The organism is Pseudophaeobacter sp. EL27 (assembly GCF_900313025.1).
Taxonomy (GTDB): Bacteria; Pseudomonadota; Alphaproteobacteria; order Rhodobacterales; family Rhodobacteraceae; genus Pseudophaeobacter.
In genome coordinates, this window is sequence record NZ_OMPQ01000013.1 from 287171 (window position 1) to 303809 (window position 16639).

A 16639-nucleotide genomic window follows, 5' to 3' on the forward strand; every position below is an offset into this window, starting at 1 on the left:
AAACACCCTCCTCTTCATTTGGCCAAAAATATCCCGGAGCGCGAGGCAGAGCCTCGCACCTCTTGAACAAAGTAGGAACATAGGGCAGAAAGCCCTATGGCAAAATCAAACACATTCTCATGTTCCGCCTGTGGCGAGAGCTTTTCAAAATGGTCCGGTCGTTGCGAAGGCTGCGGCGAATGGAACACCATTGTTGAGGACAAGGGTCTCTCCTCAGCTGGTCCTTCAAAGAAATCACTGGGCATTCGGCGGGGAAAAACCATTCCTCTGTCGGATCTCTCTACCGAAGAAACCCCTCCACCGCGCGCCACCTGTGGCGTCGGAGAATTGGACCGAGTTCTCGGCGGGGGGCTGGTGGCGGCCTCTGCCATTTTGGTCGGTGGTGACCCAGGGATTGGCAAATCAACCCTGCTGTTGCAGGCCGCCGCGCGTTTTGCCCAGGCCGGGGTGAAAACAATCTATGTCAGCGGCGAAGAGGCCTCGGCGCAGGTCCGGATGCGGGCGCAGCGGCTGGGGCTGGCGCAGGCGCCGGTCAAATTGGCCGCCGAAACCAATCTGCGCGATATTCTGACCACCCTGGAGGCGGAACGGCCACAACTGGCGATCATCGATTCCATTCAAACAATGTGGGCAGATCACGTCGACAGCGCCCCGGGTTCTGTCAGTCAGGTTCGGGCCGCCGCCCATGAGCTGACAACCTTTGCCAAAGCCCAGGGCATTTCCATCATCATGGTTGGCCATGTCACCAAGGAAGGTCAAATCGCCGGCCCTCGGGTTGTCGAACATATGGTCGACACGGTGCTCTATTTTGAAGGCGAACGTGGCCACCAGTTTCGCATCCTTCGAGCGGTGAAAAACCGCTTTGGTCCGGCTGATGAGATAGGGGTCTTTGAGATGACCGGCTGCGGCCTGGCCGAGGTCACCAACCCCTCGGCTCTGTTTTTGTCGGACCGCGGTGAGCCATCGCCCGGATCCGTTGTCTTTGCCGGCATTGAGGGTACCCGTCCGGTGCTGGTGGAGATGCAGGCCCTGGTTGCCCCCTCACCCCATTCACAACCACGCCGCGCCGTGGTGGGTTGGGACAGCTCCCGTCTGGCGATGATCCTGGCGGTGCTTGAGGCCCGCTGCGGCATCCCCTTTGCCGGATTGGATGTCTACCTCAACGTGGCAGGGGGCATGAAAATCTCCGAACCCGCCGCAGACCTGGCGGTGGCAGCGGCACTGTTGAGCGCCCGGGAGGATGTCGCCTTACCGGCAGATACGGCAGTTTTTGGAGAAATATCGCTGTCAGGCGCCCTAAGGCCCGCCCCACAGACAGAAAACCGGTTGAAAGAAGCGCAAAAACTTGGTTTCACCTCTGCAATAGCTCCAAGCGGTGGCAAATCTGTTTCGATCAAGGGTCTTGGCCTGCGCCAAGCCTCCGATCTGGCAGGATTTGTTGGCGAATTCTTTGGAGCCGGCTAGAGTTGCCAAAATTTTGATGCAGGCTAACGGGCGAGGGTCATGGAAGGTTTCACTATTATTGACGGGGTTGTGGCCCTGGTCATCGTATTATCGGCGCTTCTGGCCTATTCGCGTGGCTTTGTCCGCGAAGCCATGGCGATTGCAGGGTGGATTGCTGCCGGCGTCCTAGCCTTTATGTTCGCCCCCCAGGTCGAACCGCTGATGGCCGAGATCCCGGTTATTGGCGAATTTATCTCTGACAGTTGTGAACTGTCGATCATTGCCGCCTTTGCCGCTGTCTTTGCAGTGGCGCTGATCGTGGTCTCTTTCTTTACACCACTGTTCTCATCGCTGGTGCAGCGCTCTGCGCTTGGCGGGCTAGACCAGGGGGCTGGGTTCTTCTTTGGCGTGCTGCGGGGCATCCTGCTCGTGGCGATTGCCTTCTTCCTCTATAATGTGGTGATGACTGGCCAGAGCTTTACAATGGTTGACGAGAGCCGCTCAGCCGCGGTGTTTGAGCGGATGATCGGCAAAATCGAAGACCGCAACCCCGAGCAGGCTCTGGGCTGGGTTACGCAGCAATATGAGGCCCTGATCGGCGCCTGCGGCACCTAAGCCCGCATCTGTTTACCAAGGTAAACCAACCGACTATTTGAAAGGGCGCCTTATTGGCGCCCTTTTTCTGTGGTGCTGCAAAGGCTTCACAGCTTTATCCACAGCTCACCTTACGGTGGGTTAACAACACCGGTTAACCTTTAACCTTTTGTTAACCATTAAGAATCATTTTTTCTGGTCACATTTTGGAACTTCGAATTGTCGGGAGATTCTTAAAAAATCCTCAAGTGCCCCCTTTGAAAGGTTAACAAAGGCGCGAAAAATCCACTTTTGTCGCCCAAAAAGTGCCCAAGAACGGAATTGGCCGCACCCCTGCCCCATTTCCGTCCCAATTCGGGGGCCAAATAGGATCAACAAAGACGAACAGCACTCTCGCTCAGAAGGATCGACACCATGCTCCTGGATCATTTCAACACTTTCGCCGATTTTCAGCCGGTGGGCCTTTTGTTGGACTTCCCCATGGTGCGCCCCGAGCCAGAGGTTCAGGCCCCCCAGCGCGCCAAGACAGGCGGCTTTCTGCCTCAGACATTGGTGGAAACAGATCGCGGCTTTGTTCAGGCCCGTGACGTAAAGCCAGGCGATATGGTCTACACCTTTGATGGCGGCTGCCAGGAAGTCGAAACAGTGCGCCATGCAGTGCCCCGCATGACCACCATGATGCATGTTCCTGCAGGTGCCCTGGGCAATGACTGTGACCTGGAACTGCCAGCGGATCAAATGGTTGCCCTGGAACTCGACGCGGTTGAACGTCTGTTTGGTCTGCCACTGGTTCTGGTGAAACTGATTTCGCTGGCTGGTTACCAGGGCATCAAGGCGCTGAGCCCCGAGCGTCTGGGTCGTATCCACATTGAATGCGCCGAAGAAGAGCTGATCTGGGCCGAAAGCGGCATGCTGATGCAGGCCGGTGAAGGCGGCCCCGATGGTGCTTTCAAGGAACTCTCCCTGGCGGAAACCCGTCAAATCCTGGCCAGCGATGAGGGCCGTGCTCTGGCTCTGACCGGTCTCGAAGAAAAAGAAGCCGAGTTCCCAGACTTGCTAAAGGACCTCCTAGAGGCCCCCAAGGCCACCCCAAAGGCTGCCTGATCAGTTTCGGGCAATTGCGGAGATCCGCAGCCCCCACAGTTTTCCTCCCCAACTCGGGCGGCCCTTCCAAAAGGTCGCCCCTTTTGTTGTCTTCAAAGCCCCAAAGCGCAAGCGATGAAAGGCCTTTCACACGCCCCAGGCAGCCCTTTGAGTTGTGAAGGCCTCTAAAGGTTCCCGTCGACACACTCGCCCCGTTCCAAGTCAAAAGAAAATGACGCAGGAAAAACCCAGCTTTCTTCTGTATTCTGCGCGCCATCCGAGCTAGGAAGCCCCAGCGATAGGCGGGCAGCGCCCTGGCCGACAGCAACCGACAGCAACGCTACAGTGAAATTGGAGCCATTCAATGTGCGGGATTTTGGGGATCGCAAGCCGACAGGACGAGGTTTTTGCGGAACTTTATGACGGGTTGCTTATGCTGCAACATCGTGGACAGGACGCCTCTGGTATTGTGACCTATACGGGCGAGTTCTTTCGGGAACGCAAAGCCAACGGTCTGGTCAAAGATGTCTTTAACGCCTCTGACGCCGAAACCCTGCGCGGCAAGGTCGGTATCGGGCATGTGCGGTACCCGACAGCAGGATCGCTCAGCGCCTCTGAGGCGCAGCCGTTTTTTGTCAATGCACCCTATGGTATCTATCTGGTGCATAACGGAAACATCACCAATACGGCGGAACAGCGCGATAAGGTAACGGCCAAGTACAGCCGCCATCTGCGCACCACGTCCGACTCGGAAATCCTGCTCAATGTTCTGGCGGATAAGATCTCTGACAGCATCAAGGTCAACGGCACGGTAGACCCGATCCGCAACCTTTTTGCCGGCGTAAAGATGACCATGGAGCGCATTCAGGGCGCCTATTCGGTGATCTGCATGGTGGCCGGCGTTGGCATGTTGGCCTTCCGCGATCCCCATGGCATCCGCCCGCTCTCTGTGGCCCGGCGCGACGCCGAAGGTGAAGGCGATGACTATGCCTTTGCCTCTGAAGACGTGGCCTTTGGCATCAACGGTTTTGAAAAACTGCGCGATGTGAACCCGGGCGAAGCGATTCTTATCGACCTTGAGGGCAATATGCACAGCTTCCAGGCAGTTGAAGGCACGCTGACGCCTTGCATCTTTGAATATGTCTACCTGGCGCGTCCGGACTCGATGCTGGATGGTATCTCGGTCTATAAGACCCAGCTGCGCATGGGGCAGACCCTGGCCAAACAGATCAAGGAAGCCGATCTGGAGATCGACTGCATCATCCCCGTGCCTGATTCTGCCCGCCCTGTGGCGCTGGAAGTCGCCAACTCCATGGGCATTCGCTACCGCGAAGGTCTGGTAAAGAATCGCTACATTGGCCGGACCTTCATCATGCCAGGTCAGGCCGAGCGACAGAAATCGGTGCGCCGCAAGCTGAACGCCATTCCGCTGGAGATGAAGGGGCTCAATCTCTTGCTGATTGATGACTCCATCGTGCGCGGCAATACCATCCAAAAGATCGTTCAGATGTGCCGCGATGCCGGTGCCAAGAAGGTCTATATCGCCTCTGCTTCGCCACCGGTGAAATATCCAAACGTCTATGGCATCGACATGCCCACCAAGCATGAGCTGATCGCCGATGGGCGTTCCACCGAAGAAATCCGCCAGGAGCTGGGCGCCGATGCGCTTATTTATCAGCGGCTTGAAGATCTGGTCTGGGCCGCGCATGAGGGCAACAAGGACATCGACACCTTTGATTGTTCCTGCTTCAACGGTGAATATGTCACCGGTAGCGTCTCCGAAGACTATCTGGAATCGCTCGAATCCAGTGGCCGGGTCAGCAAAAAGATCAAAGATATGCCCGCACCCGGTGAATCCTGGAACAGCATGAAGCTGGCAACCTGAGCCTCGGCCCAAACTTTGCTTAACGCAATCCCTGAACGGCGGCTCGCAGACCTGCGAGAATGGGGGGTTTGAACTTGCCGGGTAAGCAGGCTAAGAGAGCCCCAACGTCATAGGGAGAGGCGCTGATCGCTAGGATCGGCGCCTTTCCTTTGTTTTGCTACCTCGCTCTGCTTGAGCCCTACGAAAGATCCGCCCCTTGGACGCCCATCTCGCCCGTATGCTGACTTCCACGCGCCAGTGCCGCTGTTGTGGCGCGACCTTTGCGCAACTGCTCAGCCTCAGCTGCGATCGCCCGGATCAGTGCTCCGAAGATATGGTGGTGCAGGATAATTCGGCTGTACTGGCCCAGACCGGCGATGTTCTGACCGATGATTTCTGCCGCCTTGGCGAGCTGCGCTTTGTGCGGGCGGTTCTGGCGATCCCGCTTGCGGACAGCGACGGGCAGGAGTTCATTCTGGGCACCTGGGCCAGTCTCGGGGTGGATGATTTTGATGCCTACCTTGACCTGCTGGACATGCAGGAAACCGAAAGCATGGGCAGCCGCCCGGCCTGGCTGGCCAATGCCATCCCGCCCGACAATGGCATGCCCGTTGCCTGCATGCTGCATATGCGCCCCGAGGGGCAATATCCCGAGCTGCAGGTCTCTGAGCCCAATCATCCGCTGTCGACCCTTCAGCATGCCGGTGCTCAGCTCGAAGAGATGTTTGAGCTGCTGCACACCTATGGGCATGATCTGGCCTCACTGGTTTATGATTCCTGAGCGCCCCTTGAGCCATGTCTTCGATCTGGATCTACTGCCCCCGGCAGCATAGGCAGGTTGATGGCCCTCAAACCAGGGTCTGCTTGATCAGGCTCGCAACAGTTCCGGACCTGTTCTGAGCAAAAAATATCAAGTCAGCCCCGCCCAGTTGGTTTGTAATAGTCCACCGCCTCAAACTCATCGGCAAAAGCCCGCCAGTTTACGGGCCCCGATGCAAGGCTTTGCCGATCTGTCGCTCTGACATGCTGCGTTGGCCGCAATTCCCTCTCGCTCTCCGGTTCGGTAGCCCCTATCTCCGCCCAATCCTATTCCCAGGCCCAAGCCTCGGGATCGGCCCCTGGTTTCGGCCAGGGCTTCTGCCTTCCTTCTTCTCTTGTCTTTGCCGTGCTGCGGTCGACGACACCCAAAAAGCTGAACATGACACAATCCACCTCAGAAACGCCTTCGCGCGTTGCAAAACAAGCCACCCAGTCCAATGCCCTCCCCCACCGCAGGCTCAGCCTGTTGGGGCTTTTTGGTGCCGAGAACAACCTTCAAGCCATGGTGCGTCTGCCCAGTGGCCGGGTGAAAACGGTCAAAACCGGCAGCAGGCTCGCTCAGGGCCGGGTGCTTGGCATTGATGCAGGCGGCCTGGTGCTGGAGAAATCCGGCCGCAGTCAAAGGTTCGAAATGCCCGGGAGTTAGGCTGTTTTTTAACCGGAGTGGCGCGGGCTGTTCAAAGAAGCACAGTCTAAAGGCCCAGCGGTGGCCAAACCTGCCGCAATTCTGTGCTGACATATTGCACCTGTGCCAAGATGGAGACTTGACCCTCTGCCTCAAGCGGATCAAAAGTCGGCTCATGACACAGAAAATCGCTCTTATCACTGGCGCGTCACGCGGCCTTGGGGCAGCTCTGGCCGAAGCCTTGGCGCCCACGCATCACATCGTCGCCGTTGCGCGCACCACCGGTGCGCTCGAGGAACTGGATGATCGCATCAAGGCGCTTGGCGGATCGGCCACATTGGCACCGATGGACATTACCCAGACCGCCGCAATGGCAACCCTCTGCCGTGGCATCCATGATCGTTGGGGGCATCTTGATCTGTGGCTGCATACCGCAATCCATGCGGCTCCGCTCACCCCGGCGTCCTCGGTGGGGGAAAAGGACTGGAGCAAATCCATCGCGGTCAATGCTACGGCGCCTTCGATCCTGATTCCCTATGTGGCGCCGCTGCTGGGCCAATCGGGTCGAGCCGTGTTCTTTGATGATCCGCGCGCCGGTGAGAAGTTCTTTGGCAGCTATGGGGCCACCAAAGCCGCGCAAATGGCTTTGGCGCGCAGCTGGCAGGCGGAAACCGTCAACACCGGCCCTGGGGTCAAGATCCTGGCGCCTCAGGCGATGCCCACCGCCCTGCGCGCCCGTTTCTTCCCCGGTGAAGATCGCGCCCCGCTGGCCGACACCCATGATGAAGCCGCCCGCCTGCTGCCTGAGATCGTAAACTAACCCCACAGAATCGTGAGCGCAAAGCAAGCGCTCCCGCCCCTGAGCCTTGGGGCATAGCCCCCAGATCCAGCCTTGGGCCCAGCGCCGCGCTATCGCGCGGCGCGGCAGCGCATTTGGCCGGCGAAGTCATGCAACCGCAGGCGAAGCCTGCCGGGCCCAAGGGGAGAGGGGCTTTGCAAAAGCACCGACCCGCGCGGGAGCTTTCCCGTTTCGTTGGACATGTTCTGATTGGCCTGCGTATGCTGTCCTATGTGAAGGCCGTTCTTTCACAATCAAACCCATGATCCATTTTTCGAAATGCGCAGACAAAGCAGCCAAACCTGTGGCACAGCTACCAGATCCCCCGCAGCGTCGTCTCTGTGAATGGATCGAAACACTTGCCCCCAATTGTACCAATGCCTATTCAGATCTAAACAGCTGCGGGGGATTTCATGCGCATTCTCATTACCAATGATGACGGCATCAGTGCCCCCGGCCTTGTGGTGCTGGAACAGATCGCCCAGGAACTTGCCGGACCGGAGGGCGAGGTCTGGACCGTAGCCCCCGCCTTTGAGCAATCCGGCGTCGGCCATTGCATCAGCTATACCCGCCCATCCATGCTCAGCCAGCTGGCACCGCGCCGCTATGCCGCCGAAGGCTCCCCTGCTGATTGTGTATTGGCGGGCATTCACGTGGCGATGAAGGATCATCGCCCGGACCTCGTCCTCTCCGGCGTCAACAGAGGCAATAACTCTGCGGAAAACGCACTCTACTCGGGCACCCTGGGTGGCGCGATGGAGGCGGCCTTGCAGGGCATTCCCGCCATGGCGCTGTCGCAATATTTTGGCCCCCATAACAAGGATCTGGATGACCCGTTTGAGGCCTCCGCCCAACATGGGGCCGCAGTTGTGCGCAAAATCCTCGCGGCGGATCCTGCGGACCAGCAAGACTACCGGTTGTTTTACAATATCAACTTCCCCCCTGTCCCGGCCCAGGCGGTCAAGGGCACTAGGGTCGTGCGTCAGGGCTTTCGTCGAGGCAGTCACTTCTCCGCCGAAGAGCAGCTCTCGCCGACTGGTCGGCGTTACCTGTGGATCCGGGGAGGCGATCAGCACATCCAGACCGCGCCAGACAGTGACGCCAGCGTCAACTTGAACGGCTATGTCTCGGTGACACCGATGCGTGCGGATTTGACCGCTCATGATGTGCTAGATGGGTTCAAAGAAATCGAATGAGCAGCCCGGACCCGGAGACAAAAATGCAGTTTCTATTTGCACTGCGCTCACGCGGGGTGACGGACACGCGCGTGCTTGAAGCCATGGAGCAGATCGACCGAGGCCCCTTTGTGCGCGGCATTTTCTCTGAGCGTGCCTATGAGGACACCCCTCTGCCCATTGCCTGCGGTCAGACCATCTCTCAGCCCTCAGTCGTCGGGCTGATGACCCAGGCCCTGCAGGTCTCTCCGCGTGACACGGTTCTAGAGGTCGGCACCGGCTCGGGTTATCAGGCAGCCATTCTGGCGAAACTCGCCCGCCGGGTTTACACCATCGACCGCCACGCCCGATTGGTGCGTGAAGCCCGACAGATCTTTGAGGCTCTGCAACTGCCAAATGTCACCTCTTTGGTTGGCGATGGCAGTTTTGGCTTGCCCGATCAGGCCCCCTTTGACCGGATCATCGTCACCGCCGCCGCCGAAGATCCGCCTGGCCCACTGCTGGCGCAGCTCAAGCCCGGTGGCATCATGGTTGTTCCCGTTGGGCAATCCGATGCGGTGCAGACGCTGATCAGAGTGCGCAAAACCGAAGACGGCCTCGATTATGATGAGCTACGCCCGGTCCGCTTTGTTCCCCTGCTGGAAGGATTGGGCAAAGACGCCTAATTTCAGGCAAAGCCGCGCCGATTGCAGCGAGAACTGCAGAAAACCATTGACCTAGGCCTTTGCAGCGGCACAAGAGGCCTTAAGACTGGCAAAGATCCAGCGCCTAAAAGCACGATAAGGCAAAAGCGCGACAAGGAATGAGGACAGCATGACAACAGGCAGCACTACAGGCAGCCCCAAGCTTGGCTTTGCAGGCCGTCGTCGGACGGCGCTGACAGCGCTTCCCATGCTGGTCTTACTGGCCGCATGTGATGGACCGCTGGATTACGATCTGCGTGGCCAGATCGGTGGCTTTAACACTTCTGCCGCAGCACAAAGTGCCACCACCAACCGCCCTGCTGCGGATGCGCGCGGCCTGATCACCTATCCTTCTTATCAAGTTGCAGTGGCCGAACGCGGTGATACGGTATCGGATGTCGCCTCCCGCATTGGCCTGCCAGTAGAGGACGTGGCGCGGTTCAACGGCATGCAGCCTGGGGATACCCTGCGAAAGGGAGAGATCCTCGCCCTGCCCCGCCGTGCACCAGACAGCCTGCCTGCTGCTGCAGGTACGGCTTCACCCGGTGGTGTCGATATTGCCTCTTTGGCAGGCAGCGCCATTGATGCATCCGCTGCAACCTCGCCCAACCCCGGCTCCGTCACCACCACCAATCTCCAGCCTACGGCACAGGACAAACCCGCCGCCGTTCAGGCAGGCCCCGAACCCGTGCGCCACAAGGTCGTGCGTGGCGAAACCGCCTATACAATTTCCCGCCTCTACCAGGTGCCGGTAAAATCCCTGGCGGAATGGAATGGTTTGGGCAGTGATTTTGCCATCCGTGAAGGTCAGCACCTGCTGATCCCGCTCAAAGACCAACAACGGTCTCGCACCCCGGCCCCCCTAGCCACCACCGCCCCTGGCGAGGGCAGCGCCACACCGACGCCACCAAGCGCAACAAAGCCGCTGCCGGAGGAAGATCTGGCACCGGCCAATGTCGCCTCACAAAACCTGCCCAGCGTCGACGTCCCCGCCCCCAGCCGTGCCAGCCAAAGCGCCATGGCCTATCCCGTTCAGGGCAAAATCGTCAAGACCTATGCCAAGGGGCGCAACGATGGCATCGACATTGCTGCTGCCTCCGGCGCGCCAGTCAAGGCAGCTGAAGCCGGGACGGTTGCAGCCATCACCAAGGATTCTCAGAATGTACCGATCATTGTCATCCGCCATGATCCGCAATTGCTGACCATCTATGCCAATGTCGACAAAATCCTGGTCAGCAAGGGCGACCGCGTCAAACGTGGGCAAACCATTGCTAACCTGCAAGAAACCGAAGGTGCGACCCTGCATTTTGAAGTTCGCAATGGCTATGACAGTCTCGACCCGCTGCCCTATCTGAACTGATCCTACTAAAACACGCCCCTCTCCATAGGGTTGTGCTCACAATTAGCTATCGCTAAACTGATTAGACCCTTTGGCCAGCCAGACCTGTCAGCTAAGCCTCTATGATTAAATCTAATCGTTTTGGAGCGCGTCTTTCAGATGACTGCCTTTCTACGCCTGTTGATGGCCGGAGTATTACTCGCCTTTACGGCGCCCACCAGCAGCTCCGCCGAAGCCATTGCCTGCCCAATGGCTGGAAAAATCTACAAGTTTCGCTTCAACGAAAAGCTCAGAGGTAAGATCCGGTTCAACGCAGAATGCAGCTTTGGGCTCATCGAACTTCCTATGAGACCAGAGTATTTTTTCCTTGAACGAAACCCGAATGGGCGCGGCTGGATCGCCAATTTCACTGTCAACAACAGGCCAACACGAAACGGCAAGGATACCGGCAGCCTCAAGATCAATGAAACGGGAACGCGTTTGACATTTCTAGATGCAAAAACGCGGCTGTATCCGGTCAGAGACACTCAGTGATGCGCAGGCCGAACTGCAATCAAACCTTTGTGACAATCAACTAACCTAGGAGCGCTTTTGCAATGGCTGCCTTGCCACGTCTGCTCATTACCGGATTTCTCCTTGCCTTTTCTGTACCTACCCCCAGTTCAGCAGAGACAGGCGCCTGCCCGATGGCGGGAAAAACCTAAAAATACAGCTTTGATGATTTTTTTCGCGGCAAGGCCCGATTCAGTCCGGACTGCAGCCTGATACAGATGGATCTTGCCAATGGCCCTGCGGTGTTCAAACTTCAGCCAAACCACAAGGCGCGGCGCGGCTGGATCGCCAAATTCAACCAGGGTATGGCTGGCATCAACCAAAAAGGAGACATTACCATCAATGAAACCGGAACGTTGATGGTCTTCCGGTTTGGCAACCAGAGCCAAAGAGCGCGGCTTCATCTGGTCAATGACACCCCGTGACGCCCCGCCAGATCGGTAAAATACTGCCAGGCCACCCGGCCCGAACGCGCTCCGCGCGTGGCCTGCCACTCAATCGCCTCGGCCCGCAGGGTCTCGGCATCGACATCCACACCGTAGGCTTGACAATAGCCTGAAATCATGGCGAGAAATTCGTCCTGATCACAGGGGTGGAAGCCCAGCCACAGACCAAAGCGATCCGACAGCGAGACCTTTTCTTCCACAGCTTCCGACGGGTTGATGGCGCTGGAACGCTCATTCTCGATCATGTCGCGCGGCATCAGGTGACGCCGGTTCGAAGTGGCAAAGAACACCACATTCTCTGGCCGCCCCTCAATGCCGCCATCCAGCACCGCCTTTAGGCTTTTGTAATGCTGGTCATCATGGCTAAAGGACAAATCATCGCAAAACAGGATAAACTGGTAGGGTGCCTGTCGCAGATGATTGAGCAACCGCACCACCGAAGGCAGATCTTCGCGTTGCAACTCCACCAGTTTCAGATCCCCATGATCCGGCAAAAGCGCCCCATGAATGGCCTTGACCAGACTGGACTTCCCCATGCCTCGCGCGCCCCACAAAAGCGCGTTGTTTGCGGCCTCACCACGGGCAAAACGCCGGGTGTTTTCCAACAGCGTATCGCGGGACCGCTCGATGCCAATCAGTAGCTCAAGATCCACCCGGTTGACCTGCACCACCGGCTCCAACCGATCCGGAGCGGTATGCCAGACAAAGGCCGAAGCCGCCGCAAAATCCGGCGCTTCCAGCGGTGCCGGGGAGATCCGCTCCAGTGCTTCGGCAATGCGGGTCAGTGTTTGTTCGTCCATATCCGGCCTCCATCAGCAATTGTGGTTTTGAAACCACGTTCCCGCCTCGGCCACAAGTGCTCACGCCTCCGTTTTGCGCCACAACACTCCAAACAAAAACGCCACCGCATTGCCCTTAGGTCATCATCTTTCCCAAAATATTCCGGGGGTGAGCGCCCCTAGGGCGCGAGGGGGCAGAGCCCCCACTACAAAACAAAACGAGGCGCGCCTTGAGCTGGCGCGCCTCAGAGCTGTCAATGATCGTCGCCTTGCGATCACCGGCTTACTTGTCCTCATCCTCATCAAACTCGGCCATCAGAGGATCTTCATCCTCATCATCGTAGTAGCCCTCGGCGCGCAGCTTTTCTTCGCGCTTGCTCTCAACCCGGCGCACCAGGAAGATTGAGATCTCATAAAGACCATAGACCACAACAAAAAGGATCATCTGAGTGATCACATCCGGTGGGGTCACCAGGGCCGCCAGCACCAGGATGGCAACAACTGCATATTTGCGCATCGCCGCCAGCCCGTCTGCGCTGACCAGACCTGCCTTGCCCATCAGGGTCAGCAAAACCGGCAGCTGGAAACACAGACCAAAGGCCATGATGAACTTCAGCGTGATGTCCAGGCTCTCATTCACCTTGCCAAAGAAGGTGATTTTTACTCCATCCGTACTGGCAGGCACCACCGCAGTATCGACACTCACTCCCTCAGGGACAGATCCCGCCACATCCCCTGCCGCCTGCGACAGCAGATTGGCAAAGATCGAGCTGACATCGGCAAAGCCAAGAAAGAACTGCATCGCCAGCGGTGTCACCACCAGCTGGGCAAAGGTCGCGCCAAGCAGGAACATAAAGGGCGAGGCAATCAGGAAGGGTAGAAAAGCGCCTTTTTCTGTTTTGTAGAGACCTGGCGCCACAAAACGCCACAGCTGATAGCCAATCATCGGGAATGACAGGGCAAAGCCAAAGACCATGGAGATACGGAACAGCGTGAACAGGTACTCCTGCGGCGAGGTATATTGCAGTGTCGGCGACGGATCCCCCAGTGCCCGCAGGGTTTCCTCGATCGGCTGCACCAGGAACTGCAGGATTGGCTCTGCCACGACAAAGGCCAGAATGACCCCCACCGCAAAAGCAATCACCGACCGGATCAGCCGAGTGCGCAGTTCGGCCAGATGCTCGATCAGCGGGGCGGTTGAATCTTCAACCTCTTCGCTCTGGCTCATGTTTTGGCCTCACTTCCCTCAGATGGTCCCACGGCGGGCTCTGCGCTGCTTGGCTGTTCGGGCGCCACCTCCACGGCGGCTTCTGCCGCCTCGGCATGAGCCAGGGCCTCACTTGCTTCGCGGGCCTTGCGTTCTGCCGCCGCACGGGCGGTTGCGGCCTGAATTTTCTTGGCCTCCAGCGCCCGCTCAACAGCCATTTTCCCGGTCTCGGTGCCTGGTTTAAAGGAGGTCGGATCGATGGATTTGGTCGGATCGATAGATTTTGCCATCTCCTGCGCCGCCTCTTTCACCCCGTCCATTGCGGTGCCAACCGGATTGGTCGCCGCCTTCAGCCCCTTGGCTACATCCCGCACGCCACTTTCGTCAGCCGCATCGTTCATCGCCGAGCTGAACTCGCGCGCCATGCCCTTGGCCTTGCCCACAAAGCGTCCGACATTGCGAAACATCACTGGCAGGTCTTTGGGCCCGACAACGATCAGCGCCACAACGCCAATAACCAAAATTTCGGTTAACCCAAGATCAAACATCGGCGCTTACGCCTTGTCTTTGTCGGCTTCAGGGGTCACGTCCTTGGCTTCAGCAGCTGCATCTTCTTCCAGTTCCGCGGTGCCTTCGCTTACGCCCTTTTTGAACGAAGTGATGCCCTTGCCAACTTCGCCCATAAGCGAGCTGATTTTGCCGCGACCAAACAGCACCAGAACCACAACAGCGATAAGCAGGATGCCTGGAAGACCAATATTGTTAAGCATGTGAAACTCTCCTTCACTTTGCCAATGCGCAATGCATCGGCTCACTAATTCTCTGACCAAGGGTTCTACGCGTCTCCTAAGGGCGCGCAAAGAGCGGAGAGCGAAATTGCGCTCTGCTGCGCATGCAAAAACAGCGTTTTTCGCGCCAGCTCAAACTCAACTGACAGGTTTATGTCAGTTGTAGGTTGCTAGAGAACCGCCATCAACAAAAGGAGTTTGATATGATACAACACGTCGCTGAAACCGTCACCTTCACCCTGAACAAGGGCGTCACGCCAGAGGAATTCGTCACGCTGAGTCAGGCCAGCGAGGGGTTTGTGCGCGCCAATCCGGGCTTTATCTTTCGTCGCCTCAGCTGTGGCAGCGACGGGTCCTGGACCGATACGGTGATCTGGAAGGACATGGAGACTGCTCTAAAAATGGCTGAAGACTTTGGCAAACAGGAGTTTGTCCCAGCCCTGATGGCCGCCATCGCCCCTGACAGCGTCTCGATCCGCCACGAGACCATTCACTGGACCCTGGCCCCCAACTGATCCCTCCAATCAACTGGGCGGGGGCCGTCCTCTTGACGCGGCCCCCACCTCTGCGCCAAGGGTACTCCCATGCGCCGCACCGATCGCCTTTTTGAGATCATCCAGATCCTGCGTGATGGAAAACTCCATCTCGCCCGGGACATAGCCGCGCGGCTCGAGGTCTCCACCCGCACGATCTACCGCGATATGGACACGCTTGTGGCCTCTGGTGTTCCGGTTGAGGGCGAGCGCGGCGTTGGCTACATGGTGCGCGAACAGATCACCCTGCCGCCGCTGACCCTCACGCCTGAGGAGCTGGAAGCCCTGAACCTGGGCATGGCCATCGTCGCAGAGGCCGCGGATGCGGATCTGAAATCAGCGGCGCAATCGCTGGCGGCCAAGGTCGATGCGGTGCTGCCCACCGAGGTGATTGCAGAGGCCGACGCCTGGAAGTTTGCCGTCTACCCCTTTGCCGATGTGGCCCGTGGCTTTGCCCATATGCCCACCCTGCGGGCGGCGATCAAATCCCGGCAAAAGCTGGCGCTGCACTATCGCCGCCTGGATGGCACGCTGACCCACCGCACCATACGACCGCTGCATATGGAATACTGGGGACGCGTCTGGACCCTGACCGCCTGGTGCGAGACACGTGGCGATTTCCGGGTGTTTCGCGTTGACCTGATCGAAGAAGTGCGCGCCCTGCCCGAGCTGTTTCTGGATGAGCCGGGCAAGACCCTGGCCGACTACGACCCCCACCGCGACAAGGGCGAAGGCTGAGTTGGATCAGATGGGACTGGTTCAGGCCGGGAAGACAAAACAGCGGTTACGCGGCACGGTCAACCACATCACCCGTCCCACTTCCGGCAGGAAGACCCGTGGCACCGTCACCTTGAGCACCGAGCCATCATAATCCATCTGAAATTCCACCAGGCTTTCATGTCCCAGATAGCGCGCCCGTTTCACCACAGCGCGGGATGGCACACCATCGGTGGCCGTGGGCAGAGGCCCCTTGCCTGAGCGGTCAAAATCAATCCGCACATGCTGTGGGCGAAAGACGATATCCACATCGGTGCGATCCGGGATGCCCGGCGCCAGGAACTGGCCAAAAGGCGTCTCGGCTAACGCACCGTTAACTTGTGACTTCAAAACATTGATATCACTAAAGAACGCCACTGACGCCTTATCGCTGGGCCGGGTATAGACATTATAGGGCGCGCCCTGCTGGACGATCTTGCCTCCACGCATCAGCGCGATCTCGTCAGCCATGCGCATGGCCTCTTCCGGCTCGTGCGTGACCAACAGAACGGCGGCGTCTTCTTCTTTCAGCAGTGTCAGCGTCTCGTCGCGGATGCCATCACGCAGCCGGTTGTCGAGGCCCGAGAAGGGCTCATCCATCAGCATGATGCGCGGGCGCGGTGCCAACGCGCGTGCCAGGGCAACACGCTGCTGCTCCCCGCCGGACAGCTGGTGGGGGAACTCGTCAATGAAGCGCGTCAGCGATACTTTTTGCAGCAGTTCCTCTACGCGCGTGCGTTTTGCGTCCTTGCTTCCTTTTAGGCCAAAGGAAACATTTTCCGCCACGCTCAGATGCGGGAACAGCGCAAAATCCTGAAACATCAGGCCAATTTCGCGCCGCTCTGGCGGCACCCGAAACACCGTGTCGCAGATCAGTTTACCATCGACATAGATCTCGCCGCTGTCCTGCATCTCGACGCCCGCGATCATCCGCAGGGTGGTGGATTTACCACAACCCGAAGGCCCCAACAGGCAGGTCACCTGCCCCGCCTGGATCTGCAAAGACACATCATCCACCACTGCGCGACCGTCGAAATAGCGGTGGATATTGCGGATTTCGAGCCGCGGCACCGGCGCGCTGATTTTGGGGGTCTCTGTGCTCATTTGGCCTCGCA

Annotated in this window: 19 protein-coding genes; 14 read left to right on the top strand and 5 right to left on the bottom strand. The window is 58.3% G+C overall.

The features are described from left to right. Window positions 1-96: 96 nt before the first annotated feature. The 12 genes from radA to ED661_RS21975 all read left to right on the top strand — a co-directional run bounded on the left by radA (window position 97) and on the right by ED661_RS21975 (window position 11440). Complete coding sequence (radA, locus tag ED661_RS16530) at window positions 97-1464, top strand: DNA repair protein RadA (protein ID WP_122075147.1); 1368 nt, start codon at window positions 97-99, stop codon at window positions 1462-1464. 39 nt (window positions 1465-1503) lie between these two features. Then, complete coding sequence (locus ED661_RS16535; RefSeq protein ID WP_122075149.1) at window positions 1504-2058, top strand: CvpA family protein; 555 nt, start codon at window positions 1504-1506, stop codon at window positions 2056-2058. 393 nt (window positions 2059-2451) lie between these two features. Then, on the top strand, window positions 2452-3141 hold the full coding sequence (locus ED661_RS16540) for a Hint domain-containing protein (RefSeq protein WP_122075150.1): 690 nt from the start codon (window positions 2452-2454) through the stop codon (window positions 3139-3141). A gap of 343 nt (window positions 3142-3484) precedes the next feature. Then, window positions 3485-5005, top strand: coding sequence for an amidophosphoribosyltransferase (gene purF / locus ED661_RS16545; RefSeq protein WP_122075152.1), 1521 nt, complete (start codon window positions 3485-3487; stop codon window positions 5003-5005). Between the two features lie 217 nt (window positions 5006-5222). Further along, window positions 5223-5765, top strand: coding sequence for a DUF2199 domain-containing protein (locus ED661_RS16550; protein ID WP_122075154.1), 543 nt, complete (start codon window positions 5223-5225; stop codon window positions 5763-5765). A gap of 417 nt (window positions 5766-6182) precedes the next feature. Beyond that, entirely contained in the window at window positions 6183-6449 is a 267-nt protein-coding gene (locus tag ED661_RS16555) for a hypothetical protein (RefSeq protein WP_122075156.1), read from the top strand. 154 nt (window positions 6450-6603) lie between these two features. Further along, window positions 6604-7248: an SDR family oxidoreductase gene (locus ED661_RS16560; protein WP_122075158.1), complete on the top strand. Its 645-nt coding sequence runs from the start codon at window positions 6604-6606 to the stop codon at window positions 7246-7248. Window positions 7249-7679: 431 nt separating this feature from the next. After that, window positions 7680-8462: a 5'/3'-nucleotidase SurE gene (gene surE, locus ED661_RS16565; protein ID WP_122075160.1), complete on the top strand. Its 783-nt coding sequence runs from the start codon at window positions 7680-7682 to the stop codon at window positions 8460-8462. Then, window positions 8459-9106, top strand: coding sequence for a protein-L-isoaspartate(D-aspartate) O-methyltransferase (locus tag ED661_RS16570; RefSeq protein ID WP_122075162.1), 648 nt, complete (start codon window positions 8459-8461; stop codon window positions 9104-9106). Before surE ends, ED661_RS16570 begins: the two co-directional genes overlap by 4 nt. A gap of 148 nt (window positions 9107-9254) precedes the next feature. Then, window positions 9255-10484 carry a peptidoglycan DD-metalloendopeptidase family protein gene (locus ED661_RS16575; RefSeq protein WP_122075164.1) on the top strand — a complete coding sequence of 410 codons (1230 nt, stop codon included), beginning with the start codon at window positions 9255-9257 and terminating at the stop codon, window positions 10482-10484. 138 nt (window positions 10485-10622) lie between these two features. After that, entirely contained in the window at window positions 10623-10997 is a 375-nt protein-coding gene (locus ED661_RS16580; RefSeq protein WP_122075166.1) for a hypothetical protein, read from the top strand. Window positions 10998-11233: 236 nt separating this feature from the next. Further along, window positions 11234-11440 carry a hypothetical protein gene (locus ED661_RS21975; RefSeq protein WP_162930155.1) on the top strand — a complete coding sequence of 69 codons (207 nt, stop codon included), beginning with the start codon at window positions 11234-11236 and terminating at the stop codon, window positions 11438-11440. Here ED661_RS21975 and ED661_RS16590 read toward each other — a convergent pair. From ED661_RS16590 to ED661_RS16605, 4 genes are all read right to left on the bottom strand, one after another. Continuing rightward, complete coding sequence (locus tag ED661_RS16590; RefSeq protein WP_122075170.1) at window positions 11416-12261, bottom strand: ATP-binding protein; 846 nt, start codon at window positions 12259-12261, stop codon at window positions 11416-11418. The genes ED661_RS21975 and ED661_RS16590 overlap by 25 nt on opposite strands. A gap of 262 nt (window positions 12262-12523) precedes the next feature. Continuing rightward, entirely contained in the window at window positions 12524-13468 is a 945-nt protein-coding gene (locus ED661_RS16595) for a twin-arginine translocase subunit TatC (protein WP_122075172.1), read from the bottom strand. After that, on the bottom strand, window positions 13465-13995 hold the full coding sequence (gene tatB, locus ED661_RS16600) for a Sec-independent protein translocase protein TatB (RefSeq protein ID WP_122075174.1): 531 nt from the start codon (window positions 13993-13995) through the stop codon (window positions 13465-13467). Before tatB ends, ED661_RS16595 begins: the two co-directional genes overlap by 4 nt. 6 nt (window positions 13996-14001) lie before the next feature. Beyond that, on the bottom strand, window positions 14002-14217 hold the full coding sequence (locus tag ED661_RS16605; protein WP_009808896.1) for a twin-arginine translocase TatA/TatE family subunit: 216 nt from the start codon (window positions 14215-14217) through the stop codon (window positions 14002-14004). A 221-nt stretch (window positions 14218-14438) separates the two neighbouring features. On the opposite strand from ED661_RS16605, the gene ED661_RS16610 reads away from it, so the two are divergent. Together ED661_RS16610 and ED661_RS16615 are read left to right on the top strand one after the other, a co-directional pair. Continuing rightward, a complete protein-coding gene (locus ED661_RS16610; RefSeq protein WP_122075485.1) occupies window positions 14439-14750 on the top strand; it encodes a hypothetical protein in 312 nt (103 codons plus the stop codon). A 69-nt stretch (window positions 14751-14819) separates the two neighbouring features. Then, window positions 14820-15506, top strand: coding sequence for a YafY family protein (locus tag ED661_RS16615; RefSeq protein WP_122075176.1), 687 nt, complete (start codon window positions 14820-14822; stop codon window positions 15504-15506). A gap of 21 nt (window positions 15507-15527) precedes the next feature. Here ED661_RS16615 and ED661_RS16620 read toward each other — a convergent pair whose 3' ends face one another. Then, a complete protein-coding gene (locus ED661_RS16620; protein ID WP_122075178.1) occupies window positions 15528-16628 on the bottom strand; it encodes an ABC transporter ATP-binding protein in 1101 nt (366 codons plus the stop codon). Between the last annotated feature and the right edge of the window lie 11 nt (window positions 16629-16639).

Excerpts from the sequence above, each read along its gene's own strand:
- radA (WP_122075147.1), top strand. The coding sequence starts at position 97 with ATGGCAAAATCAAACACATTCTCATGTTCCGCCTGTGGCGAGAGCTTT.
- ED661_RS16535 (WP_122075149.1), top strand. The coding sequence starts at position 1,504 with ATGGAAGGTTTCACTATTATTGACGGGGTTGTGGCCCTGGTCATCGTA.
- ED661_RS16540 (WP_122075150.1), top strand. The coding sequence starts at position 2,452 with ATGCTCCTGGATCATTTCAACACTTTCGCCGATTTTCAGCCGGTGGGC.
- purF (WP_122075152.1), top strand. The coding sequence starts at position 3,485 with ATGTGCGGGATTTTGGGGATCGCAAGCCGACAGGACGAGGTTTTTGCG.
- ED661_RS16550 (WP_122075154.1), top strand. The coding sequence starts at position 5,223 with ATGCTGACTTCCACGCGCCAGTGCCGCTGTTGTGGCGCGACCTTTGCG.
- ED661_RS16555 (WP_122075156.1), top strand. The coding sequence starts at position 6,183 with ATGACACAATCCACCTCAGAAACGCCTTCGCGCGTTGCAAAACAAGCC.
- ED661_RS16560 (WP_122075158.1), top strand. The coding sequence starts at position 6,604 with ATGACACAGAAAATCGCTCTTATCACTGGCGCGTCACGCGGCCTTGGG.
- surE (WP_122075160.1), top strand. The coding sequence starts at position 7,680 with ATGCGCATTCTCATTACCAATGATGACGGCATCAGTGCCCCCGGCCTT.
- ED661_RS16570 (WP_122075162.1), top strand. The coding sequence starts at position 8,459 with ATGAGCAGCCCGGACCCGGAGACAAAAATGCAGTTTCTATTTGCACTG.
- ED661_RS16575 (WP_122075164.1), top strand. The coding sequence starts at position 9,255 with ATGACAACAGGCAGCACTACAGGCAGCCCCAAGCTTGGCTTTGCAGGC.
- ED661_RS16580 (WP_122075166.1), top strand. The coding sequence starts at position 10,623 with ATGACTGCCTTTCTACGCCTGTTGATGGCCGGAGTATTACTCGCCTTT.
- ED661_RS21975 (WP_162930155.1), top strand. The coding sequence starts at position 11,234 with ATGGATCTTGCCAATGGCCCTGCGGTGTTCAAACTTCAGCCAAACCAC.
- ED661_RS16590 (WP_122075170.1), bottom strand. The coding sequence starts at position 12,261 with ATGGACGAACAAACACTGACCCGCATTGCCGAAGCACTGGAGCGGATC.
- ED661_RS16595 (WP_122075172.1), bottom strand. The coding sequence starts at position 13,468 with ATGAGCCAGAGCGAAGAGGTTGAAGATTCAACCGCCCCGCTGATCGAG.
- tatB (WP_122075174.1), bottom strand. The coding sequence starts at position 13,995 with ATGTTTGATCTTGGGTTAACCGAAATTTTGGTTATTGGCGTTGTGGCG.
- ED661_RS16605 (WP_009808896.1), bottom strand. The coding sequence starts at position 14,217 with ATGCTTAACAATATTGGTCTTCCAGGCATCCTGCTTATCGCTGTTGTG.
- ED661_RS16610 (WP_122075485.1), top strand. The coding sequence starts at position 14,439 with ATGATACAACACGTCGCTGAAACCGTCACCTTCACCCTGAACAAGGGC.
- ED661_RS16615 (WP_122075176.1), top strand. The coding sequence starts at position 14,820 with ATGCGCCGCACCGATCGCCTTTTTGAGATCATCCAGATCCTGCGTGAT.
- ED661_RS16620 (WP_122075178.1), bottom strand. The coding sequence starts at position 16,628 with ATGAGCACAGAGACCCCCAAAATCAGCGCGCCGGTGCCGCGGCTCGAA.